Source organism: Microvirga sp. P4_G7 (assembly GCF_056401005.1).
The window spans coordinates 1-4,457 of sequence record NZ_JBFUKD010000288.1 but is presented as its reverse complement, the minus strand read 5'-3'; the positions used below and the strand labels follow the sequence as shown (position 1 = coordinate 4,457).

General features: G+C 63.8%; 2 protein-coding genes. One reads left to right on the top strand and one right to left on the bottom strand.

Annotated elements, in window-relative coordinates; genetic code table 11:
* The coding region (locus AC1DT3_RS12965; RefSeq protein ID WP_477465663.1) for an autotransporter outer membrane beta-barrel domain-containing protein at positions 1–2,926 on the top strand (2,926 nt) is incomplete at its 5' end.
* Positions 2,927–3,005: 79 nt separating this feature from the next.
* Here AC1DT3_RS12965 and AC1DT3_RS12960 read toward each other — a convergent pair.
* A partial coding sequence (locus tag AC1DT3_RS12960; RefSeq protein ID WP_477465662.1) for an endonuclease/exonuclease/phosphatase family protein occupies positions 3,006–4,457 on the bottom strand: 1,452 nt, incomplete at its 5' end.

The following is a 4,457-nucleotide window of genomic DNA, read 5'->3' as shown; positions in this document are numbered from 1 at the left end:
AGGATCCGCGATCCGTTTCAATGGGGCCGGAAACACTTTGAATCTCTTCGCCGGTTCATCCCTCGTCGGAGATATCCGCCTGTCGGCCGATGCGGCGGCTACCGTCGCAGCGCAAAGCGTGGGATTGACGCTCGGAAATGCGATTGCGCTCGAGAATGGATCTTCCAAAGTCGCCTTCGACGCGAGCGTCGCCGATCTCACCGTAAACGGCACCATCTCCGGCGCAGGCGGCATGACCAAGCTCGGCGCAGGGAGAATGACGCTCACGGGCGCCAACACCTATGCCGGTGGCACGACGATCTCAGGTGGCGTGCTCGAGATCCGGAACGCCGGTGCGCTCGGAACCGGTTCCGCGACGCTGTCGGGCGGTCATCTGCACTCCGACATTGCCGGCACTGTGACCTTGCCGAACGTCGTCAACGTTGCCGAGGCACAAACAGGGACGATATCGGCGGCAGGCGGTCAGACCTTGTCCATTCGACTTGGAGATCTCCGGCGGAACTCGATCCTGCGGTTTGGAACGGCCTCGGACACAGGCACGGTCATTTTCTCCACGCCAACGAGCTACACCCTGTCGCAGCTCGAGATCAATGGTGGCACCGCCAAGACCGATTCGGCGGAGTCTCAAGCGTTTGTCGGAACTGCCTTCTACGGCATTACCATCGCGCGGAACGCCACTCTCGACCTCGGGCCGTATCGGGGGACCGGACGGGGTGTACAGGGACTTCGCGGAGAAGGCACGCTCGCGAGCGATTCCGACTTCATCTCTGTCAGCGATGCCACGTTTTCCGGCACCATTGCCGGCAGCACCGGTGTGATTTTCGGCGGCGATTCAACCTTCTCTGGCACAGGTCTCTATGGCGGTTCGACCGAGGTGAGATCCCGGGCGACGCTGACGACGACGAGCGGCACGGCGCTGCCGGATGCAACGGACCTCACAGTCAATGGCACGTACAACGTCAACGCCCGCGAGACGGTCGGCTCCTTGGCGGGGTCTGGCAACGTCGCTCTCGCCGCGGGCCAGGCTCTTGCGACGGGCGGCAACAATGGCAGCACGATCTTCTCCGGACGCGTGAACGGTGCGGGACGCCTCGTCAAGGAGGGCTCGGGGACGTTCACCCTGTCCGGCTCCAACGGCTATTCCGGGGGCACCTCGATCGATGCCGGCACTCTGGTAGGCTCCGCCGCGAGCTTTGGCACCGGCGCAATCATCAACAACGGGGCGCTTGTGTTCGATCAGAATACGAACGCCAGCTTCTCTCCGGCCATCCGCGGAACGGGGACGCTGACCAAACGGGGTACCGGCCTGCTCAATCTCACCGGCACCAGTACGCTGACCGGACCCACGTTCGTTCAGGCGGGGCAACTGGCCGTGAATGGCTCGCTGACCTCGTCGGTCGTCAACGTGGGCGACGGGGCGACAATCTCCGGCGCAGGCACGGTCGRCGGCCTGTCGGCCCTGTCCGGCTCGACCATTGCGCCCGGCAACTCCATCGGCACACTGAAAGTCGCCGGCAATGTCGGCTTTGCGATCGGTTCGACCTATCAGTTGGAGATCGACGCTGCCGGGAGGTCCGACAAGATCGCCGCTACGGGAAGGGCTACGCTGTCGGGCGGCACCGTCAACATCATGCCCGATCAGGGCCGCGGCTACGTCGCCAATGTGCCCTACACAATCGTCACTGCCAGAGGCGGCGTCACCGGCACCTTCTCCGGGACCGCGGGCGGAGCGTTCGCCTTCGTGACACCGACGTTGCGGTATGGCGCCGATGAGGTGATCCTGACGTTGGTGCGCAAGGTCGTTCCACCGGATCCGCCGGTTCCGCCAAAGCCGATCGCCWTCTCCTCGGTGGCGCAAACGCCCAACCAGTACAACACCGCCACCGGCGTCGAGGTGCTGGGGCCAGGCAACGGCCTCTACGATATCGTTTTGGGCGCCAGTATCCCTGGGGCAAGGCGGGCTTTCACCGCCTTGTCGGGCGAAGCGCACGCTTCGGCAGTGAGTGTGGCCTATGAAGACGGCCGACTGGTGCGGGACGCGATTCTCACCCGCCTGCGCCAGCACCTCGGTGCCGCTACGCCCGGCTCCCCCCACAGCTTCGTATTGTGGGGCGAGGGGTTCGGCTCGCGGAGCAATGTGCGCTCCGACGGCAACGCGGCTTCCTTTGAAACCTCGACCGGCGGTTTCATCATCGGCGCCGATGCGCAGCTTGATCCAACCTTCCGGATTGGCGTAGCCGGCGGCTTCACCCGCACCTCGTTCGACATCGACAGCCGGCTCTCTTCGGGCTCCAACGAGAGCACCTTCGGCGCGCTCTACGGCTCGGGCTCTTGGGGCGGACTGAACCTCCGGCTGGGGATGTCCTATGCGGCGAATGGCATCGACGCGAGTCGCACGATCATGTTCCCGGGTTTCGGCGAGGCGGCGAAAGCGTCCTACGACGGTTCGACAGCTCAGGCCTTCGGTGAGGCCGGCTACCGCGTCGTTTTGGGGCGCGCGACCATCGAACCGTTCATCGGAGCTTCGGCGCTTCGACTTCGCACCGACAGCTTCCGCGAGAACGGCGGAGCGGCGGCCCTCACCGGCTACGGCCGGGACTACGACCTCGGTACCACCACCGTCGGCATGCGCGCCGAGGCACGCGTGAGCGACGACGTCCCGCTCACCTTGCGCGGCCTGTTCGGCTGGCGGTGGGCCTTTGGTGACATCAAACCGGAAGCGCTGCTGGCCTTTGCCGGCGGGGCCTCGGCCTTTACAGTCGCTGGCGCACCGATCGACCGCAGCGCGCTCGTCGCCGAGGCAGGGCTCGACTGGCAAGCGTCCGACGCATTCAGCCTCGGCGTCGCCTATAGCGGCCAGATCGGTTCACGTGCTCAGTCTCATGCGCTCAAGGGCAACTTGACCTGGCGCTTCGGCACGTACTGACATCCCTCTATCCCGAAACAAGTCCGGCGCCCTCCTCTCGGAGAGCGCCGGACTTCTTGGCAAGGCGTTCTGCAAAAACTCAGACGACGTAGAAGTCGGCGTAGGTCATCTTCAGGTTCTTGGACAAGGTGGCGACCAGAACGGCTGCGCCCTTGCCGGAACCGTCGGCGTCGTACGAGAGATTACCGGTCTTCTTGTCGTAGATCAGGTAATCGTCTGCGTCCTGGGCCTTGGTGCCGAGCGTGAGGAAGTCCTTGTCCAATCGGACGGGTTTCTTCTCCGAGCCGCTGCCGAGCTGTTTGAACACGGCGTTGTCGAGCCAGATCGTGTCGTCCTTCACGACGAAGTCGGTGACCTTGTCGACATTGAGCTTCTTGGAGTCGACTTTCGTGTTGAAGACGAAGACGTCTCGGCCCTTGTCGCCGGTCAGGGAGTCCTTCCCGAGGCCGCCATAGAGTTTGTCGGCGCCGATATTGCCCTTGATCACGTTGGCGATCGTATTGCCCTTGAGGACCAGCGGAGCCGAAGTCGCTCCGGTGAGGTTTTCCACATCGGCGCTCAACGTGTAGCTGACGGACGTGATGACGAGATCGCTGCCGCCACCCGCTTGCTCGGACACGACATCTCCGGCGTTCTCCACCAGATAGGTGTCGTTGCCGAAGCCGCCCGTGAGGAAGTCGGCACCGGCACCGCCGTCGACGAGATTGTCACCGGCATCGCCTCCAAGAACGTCGGCGAAGACGGAACCGCGCAGAGCCTCTATGGCGTTGTAGCTGTCGCCCAGCGCCTCGCCACTATTGGCGGCAGGTGCGGACAGATGTGCGCTGACGCCTGCCGCGGCGTTGGCGTACGAAGCGGTGTCGAAGCCCGCGCCGCCGTAAAGGCCATCGGCCCCCTCGCCGCCATCGAGAATGTCGTTGCCGGCATCAGCCTGCAGATAGTCCCGATTGGTGCCGCCGAAGAGAGCATCGTCGCCCGCTGCGCCGATCAGAGCGTTGCTGCGCGCATCGCCGGCAAGGCTGTTGGCGTCGTCGGTGCCGCGGATGACCTCGAATGTCGAGCGGGCCACGAGCGGATCGTGATCGCTCGCCTTTTGCGCCGAATCGAATTCCGAGTTGACCCGGACAATGTCGAACCCTTCCATGCGCGCCCGCAGAGCGGACGAAACATAGATGTGGTCGAGCGCCTGCGAATTGCCCTCATAGACGTAGTCGTTGCGCTCGCGCGGATCGGCAATGAAATCCTCCGCGAGGTTGTAGAGAACTTCGTTACCGTCGGCGGCCCCGCTCAAGGTGCGCAACGGGTTGCTCCAGGCGAAGTCGTTCAAATCGCCGAGAACGGCCACCTTTGCGTTGGGATCGCCAGCGAGAATCTGATCCACGTAAGCGTTGATCAGCTTCGCCTGTTCGATGCGCTGCGCCTCGCTCTTCAGGATCGGCGGATTGTCGTCGCCGAAGATCGGGCTGTCGCCACCCTTCGAATTCAGGTGGTTGTTGATGAACGTATAGATCTCTCCGTTGAAGGAGAATTG